The sequence below is a fragment of the Thermosynechococcus sp. OHK43 genome (assembly GCF_014466085.1).
In the GTDB taxonomy this organism is placed as follows: domain Bacteria; phylum Cyanobacteriota; class Cyanobacteriia; order Thermosynechococcales; family Thermosynechococcaceae; genus Thermosynechococcus.
The window spans coordinates 1-5,339 of sequence record NZ_JACOMP010000160.1 but is presented as its reverse complement, the minus strand read 5'-3'; the positions used below and the strand labels follow the sequence as shown (position 1 = coordinate 5,339).

Annotated in this window: 7 protein-coding genes; 2 read left to right on the top strand and 5 right to left on the bottom strand. The window is 56.0% G+C overall.

Going from position 1 to position 5,339, the window contains the following annotated elements:
- A partial coding sequence (locus H8Q75_RS06770; RefSeq protein ID WP_297040965.1) for an FKBP-type peptidyl-prolyl cis-trans isomerase occupies positions 1-253 on the top strand: 253 nt, incomplete at its 5' end.
- Positions 254-261: 8 nt separating this feature from the next.
- Positions 262-1,653, top strand: coding sequence for a DNA repair protein RadA (gene radA, locus H8Q75_RS06765; protein WP_024124113.1), 1,392 nt, complete (start codon positions 262-264; stop codon positions 1,651-1,653).
- 3 nt (positions 1,654-1,656) lie between these two features.
- Here the strand turns inward: radA and cobU are convergent, their stop codons facing one another.
- The 5 genes from cobU to H8Q75_RS06740 all read right to left on the bottom strand — a co-directional run.
- Entirely contained in the window at positions 1,657-2,223 is a 567-nt protein-coding gene (cobU, locus tag H8Q75_RS06760; RefSeq protein WP_297040964.1) for a bifunctional adenosylcobinamide kinase/adenosylcobinamide-phosphate guanylyltransferase, read from the bottom strand.
- 21 nt (positions 2,224-2,244) lie between these two features.
- Positions 2,245-3,090 (bottom strand): ABC transporter permease, encoded by an 846-nt coding sequence (locus H8Q75_RS06755; RefSeq protein WP_297040963.1) that lies wholly within the window; start codon positions 3,088-3,090, stop codon positions 2,245-2,247.
- 4 nt (positions 3,091-3,094) lie between these two features.
- A complete protein-coding gene (gene argF / locus H8Q75_RS06750; RefSeq protein WP_024124110.1) occupies positions 3,095-4,009 on the bottom strand; it encodes an ornithine carbamoyltransferase in 915 nt (304 codons plus the stop codon).
- 140 nt (positions 4,010-4,149) lie between these two features.
- The gene (gene plsY / locus H8Q75_RS06745) at positions 4,150-4,785 is read right to left on the bottom strand and encodes a glycerol-3-phosphate 1-O-acyltransferase PlsY (RefSeq protein ID WP_024124109.1); all 636 of its coding nucleotides are present in this window, start codon (positions 4,783-4,785) and stop codon (positions 4,150-4,152) included.
- 24 nt (positions 4,786-4,809) lie between these two features.
- Positions 4,810-5,339, bottom strand: a 530-nt coding sequence (locus tag H8Q75_RS06740) for a DUF3086 domain-containing protein (protein ID WP_297040962.1), incomplete at its 5' end; no start/stop codon positions are given.

Below are 5,339 nucleotides of genomic sequence, written 5' to 3'. Positions count from 1 at the left end.
GCACTACACAGGAATGCTCACTGATGGCCGTATTTTTGATAGCTCCCGCGATCGCGGTCAGCCCTTCCAATTTCAAATTGGTGTCGGTCAAGTCATTAAAGGCTGGGATGAAGGGGTTGGCTCAATGCACGTGGGTGGTCAGCGGCGGCTGATTATTCCCCCGAATCTAGGCTATGGTGCGCGGGGTGTGGGTGGGGTCATTCCCCCCAATGCCACGCTGATTTTTGATGTGGAACTTTTGGGGGTGCAATAGGGCAAGGCATGCCCAAGCCTAAAGTACTGTACATTTGCCGCGAGTGTGGTGCTCAGCACCTCCAGTACTTTGGTTGCTGTCCCAGTTGTGGCCAGTGGAATACCCTTGATGAGCAGGTGGTTACGCCGGTAGAGACCGCTGCTCGCTGGACCGCACCCCGAAAATCGAAAACGCTGCAGGCCCTCAGTGCCAAAGCCTTAGGAGAGGTTAGCGAACAGGCCCAGAGCCGTTCTGCCTCTGGATTTACTGAGTTGGATCGGGTTTTGGGAGGAGGGATTGTTGCTGGCTCTCTGGTGTTGGTGGCGGGAGAACCGGGAATTGGCAAGTCTACCCTTTTGTTACAGATGGCAGCCACCTTAGGGCAACAGCAGCGGGTGCTCTATGTCTGTGCTGAGGAATCAGCGCAACAGGTAAAGTTGCGATCGCAACGACTGGGTATTGCTGCTCCTCCTTCCCTGTATCTTTTAGCAGAAACAGATTTAGACGTCATCCTACAGGAACTCATCCATCTGCAACCCCATCTGGCGATTATTGATAGCATCCAAGCAGTGTATTTGCCCCAACTGACCGCTGCTCCGGGATCGGTGTCTCAGGTACGGGAGGGAGCCGCCGCCCTGATGCGCTTAGCCAAGCGGGAGCAGATCAGTTTATTTATTGTTGGTCATGTAACCAAGGAGGGGGCGATCGCCGGTCCGAAGGTACTAGAACATCTCGTGGATACAGTGCTCTACTTTGAGGGCGATCGCTTTGCCAGTCACCGCCTTGTGCGCAGTGTAAAAAATCGCTTTGGGGCCAGTCAAGAAATCGGCGTTTTTGAAATGGGGGCGCAGGGCTTAGCCGAGGTCACAAATCCCTCCGCTCTGTTTTTGGGCGATCGCGAGCCAACCCCCGGCAGTGCCACCATTGTTGCCTGTGAAGGGACCCGTCCCCTCGTGGTTGAGTTGCAAAGTTTAGTTAGCCCCACCAGTTATCCCTCTCCTCGCCGCACAGCCACAGGCATTGAGTACAATCGCTTTCTGCAAATTTTAGCAGTGGTGGAAAAACGCCTAGGCGTGCCCCTCTCAAAGCTAGACGCCTATGTGGCCTCCTCGGGGGGGCTGAATGTGGCGGAACCCGCTGCGGATCTGGGGGTAGCAGTGGCAGTTGTGGCCAGTTTTCGCGATCGCTGGGTGCAACCCCAAACGGTGATCATTGGCGAAGTGGGTCTAGGGGGACAGGTGCGAGCTGTCTCTCAATTGGAATTACGCCTGCGGGAGGCGCTGAAGTTGGGATTTCGCCGTGCCATTATTCCTGAAAGCCAAGCCGGTGCCATCGCCGGCCTAGAGATTTATCCGGTGCGCCGCGTTAGCGATGCTATTGTGGCTGCCCTTGCCCCGCTTGCCCCTGGGGAATCCCCATGAGGCTTATCCTTGCGTGTCCAATTTATCCCTAAGACCCTTGAGGCAGATACCCCATTGGTGGAGGGGCAGGGCAAAGCCAGCCGTTACAAGATACACTTCCGCCATCAGCGGACTCAGTTGCTGACACAGGGCACCGAGGCGATCTCGAAAACAGCGACCACTGGCGGAGGCAGGAACGACTCCCCAACCCACCTCTTCAGCAACCAAAATGAGTTGAGCGGCACAGGCTTGCACACTCGCCAGCAATTCGGCAACGGTTGCTTGCCATTGATCTTGGGATTGATCTAGGCAATTGGCCACCCATGTTCCCAAGGAGTCCACAAGAGCGCAATGATCAGGCGGCAGGTCACGCACTAGGGCAGCCAGTTCAAGGGGACATTCTCGCAATTCCCACGCAGCGGGGCGGCGGGCACGGTGCTGTTCAATCCGCTGTAACCATTCCCTATCCCCTGGGGAGGCGATCGCCGTCGCAATATAAATCACAGGTTGTTTGCTTTGGGCAGCCAAGGCTTCTGCCCATTCACTCTTGCCGCTGCGAGTCGGACCGGTCACCAACACATGATCAGGCATGATTAGGCCCTGCTGGCTAACTCAACTTCGCGGATCAAGACGCTCCCCTAGCCCCTCTCCAAGGAGCGAGAGACCCACTACCAGCAGTGTCATGGCCAGCCCCGGAAAGAGGGTTGTCCACCACACACCCACCGACAACCCATCCAAGGCCTGTCGTAGATCTTGCCCCCATTCTGGTACCTGGGGCGGCAACCCTAAGCCCAAGAACCCCAGCCCTGCCAAGGTGAGGATGGCATCGGCGGCATTGAGCGTAAAGAGCACCGGAATACTGGGAAGCACATTCACCAAAAGATACCGGTGCAGAATTCGGGGAGTAGAGGCACCAAGGGCGCGGGCAGCTTCGATAAAAACCTCGTTTTTTAGGCTCACCGTGTGGTTGCGCACTACCCGATAGTACTGGGGAATGTAGGCAACACTGAGGGCGATCGCCGCATTGAGCACCCCCTTGCCAACCACAAAGGCCACCGTCACCGCCAGTAATAGCCCCGGTAACGTGTAGAGCGTATCCATAAAAAAGAGTAGCCCGCGATCTAGCCAGCTCCCTTGGTAACCACTGAGCAGTCCGAGGGGTACCCCCACCAGCAAGCTCAAAACCGTTGCCACAAAGACCACCTGCAAAGCCGCTTGGGCACCAAAGATTGTGCGCGCAAACACATCATACCCAAGGCGATTGGTGCCGAACCAGTGCTGCGGCGAGGGGGGTGCATGAATCGGAAAGTCAAGAAATTCTTGGGGGTTGGCAATCCAACCGAGGGCTTGGCCAAGGGGAGCAAGAACCGCCAATAGCAGAAAAGCCCCACAAATGACTCCTCCCACCAGCAATAACCAATCCGAGAGGCTGAATTTCTGCCAACGGTGGTAGATCATTCCCCTATACCAAGAGACTGGCAAGTAGAGCCTTCTGGGCATGGAGGCGATTTTCTGCCTGCTCCCAAACCCGCGACTGCGGTCCTTCAAGCACACTGGCGGTAATTTCCTCATCGCGGTGAGCCGGCAGGCAATGGAGAACGATCGCCCGCGGATCCGCAAGGGCTAGGAGTTGATCATTAATTTGGTAGGGCTGAAAAATGGGTTGGCGATCGCCCGCTTCCGCCTCCTGTCCCATACTGGCCCAGACATCGGTGTAAAGGGCCTGGGCACCCTGAGCCGCTGCCTGTGGATCCGTGAGAATAGTCACTTCACTTTTCCCGCCACTCAGTGCCTTGGCTTGCGCCACAATATCGGGCAAAGGCGCAAACTGTGGTGGTGAAGCCACACGAATATTTACCCCCAAGAGCGCACAGCCCAGTAGCAGTGAATGGGCCACATTATTGCCATCGCCAATGTAGCAGAGGGTCAGTCCCGTCAATGTGCCAAAGGATTCCCGCAGCGTCAACAGATCCGCCAAAATCTGACAGGGGTGCTCGCGATCGGTGAGGGCATTAATCACCGGTATCCGTGCATAATCGGCAAAAAGTTGCAGTTCTGCCTGACCATAGGTGCGAATCGCCACCGCATCCAAATAGCGATCCAATACCCGTGCTGTATCGGGCAACGGTTCACCGCGCCCCACCTGTGTGGATTGGGGATTCAAGTCAATGACTTGGCCGCCTAGTTGGTACATTGCCACCGTAAAGCTGACACGGGTACGGGTGGAGGCCTTCTGAAACAGCAGCCCCAAGACCTTAGGACACTGGGGAGCCACCTTGCCGATTTTCATCTGGGCTGCTAAATCCAGCAGATATTCCACCTCTGCCCGTGAGAGGTCGGCGATGCTCAGCAAATCACGGCCCCGCAGTGTTTCCATCACAAATCTCCCCACCAAAACTGGTATCCACTCATGGTAGCAATCTCAGAGGCCTTGCAATGGTACAAATACAGCCGTTTTCTAAAATACGGGGGCATTGAGGAACTCCCGGCCTGTTCAAAAGTGACCTTCTAAGAGATCTATCCCTGCGAGGCTCCCAACCGCGGCTCCGTTCCTGCAAGGAGGCGTTGGATATTACTCTGGTGTCGCCAAATCACAAAAGCCCCTGCAATCACGCTAAAGCCCACAAACGGCCACGACTGCGTAAAGAACCAAAACCAAAAGGGCAAGGCTATAGCAGCAGTAATTGAACTCAGGGAGACAATGCGGCTGACCGTCAAGACCACCAGAAACACCCCAAAGGTGGCCAATGCAGTGGGGGCATTCAGGGCAAGGAGCACCCCTAAACCAGTGGCAACGGATTTGCCGCCCCGCCAGCCTAACCAAATCGGCTTACTGTGAGCCAGAACGGCAATGAAGGCGATCGCCAGCAGCACAAATTCAAACCAACCAGCGGGCACTGTACTCCAAGATTGCCCCAAGACCCAACGCGCCACAAGAATTGCTCCTAGGCCCTTGCCCACATCGACTAAAAACGTCACCAATCCGGGGCCTTTGCCCACCACCCGCAGCACATTGGTCGCCCCCGTTGAGCCAGAGCCATGCTCACGAATATCAATACCCCGCAGCGCTTTTGCCAGGAGGTAGCCTGTGGGAATCGAGCCAAGCAGATAGCTAATGAGCGCCAGCAGTCCAAGGATCAGTGCAGTGGTCACAGGAGCCTCCAAAGGGGACTGAAACTATTCAAAGAAATCAGAACTACGGCTAGGACGCAACTGGGGTTCAGGGGCAAAACCCAAGAGCAAGGGATATTGCAGCAGCGAAAGGCTAACTTGGGGTTGGGAATCATCAATGAGAATCAGGGGGATGTAGTCCTCCTGCTCGAGGCGATCCGCACGAAAGGCGAGGGCATCGGCGGATTCAAATAGGGCCACCCCTTGGTCGGGGCCGAAGTCTTGGCGAGTGATTCCCAAGCAGTCCTGGAGGCCACGTCGCCAGTCTCCCAAGCGCTCAGGGGAATCAGCCAAAACCAAAACCCGCAACATCTCCCCATAGAAGTCCCGTAGGATCGAGATGATTGCCGAGGCAACAAGGATATTTTGCAACCGACTCGGGAGCGATCGCAGGGCACCTCGTCCCCCCAGATCAAAGAACCAACTTTCAACCCGCTCAGCGTGAACTTGCTCAAAGGTGCGTCGCAACTGCCAAGGAGGGCCGTAGTAGTTAGGACTACTCCGATATTGCTCTAGCAAACGGCGAATCCGATCCG

Bases quoted from the DNA above. Each gene is read 5' to 3' on its own strand.
- radA (WP_024124113.1), top strand. From the start codon at position 262: ATGCCCAAGCCTAAAGTACTGTACATTTGCCGCGAGTGTGGTGCTCAG.
- cobU (WP_297040964.1), bottom strand. From the start codon at position 2,223: ATGCCTGATCATGTGTTGGTGACCGGTCCGACTCGCAGCGGCAAGAGT.
- H8Q75_RS06755 (WP_297040963.1), bottom strand. From the start codon at position 3,090: ATGATCTACCACCGTTGGCAGAAATTCAGCCTCTCGGATTGGTTATTG.
- argF (WP_024124110.1), bottom strand. From the start codon at position 4,009: ATGGAAACACTGCGGGGCCGTGATTTGCTGAGCATCGCCGACCTCTCA.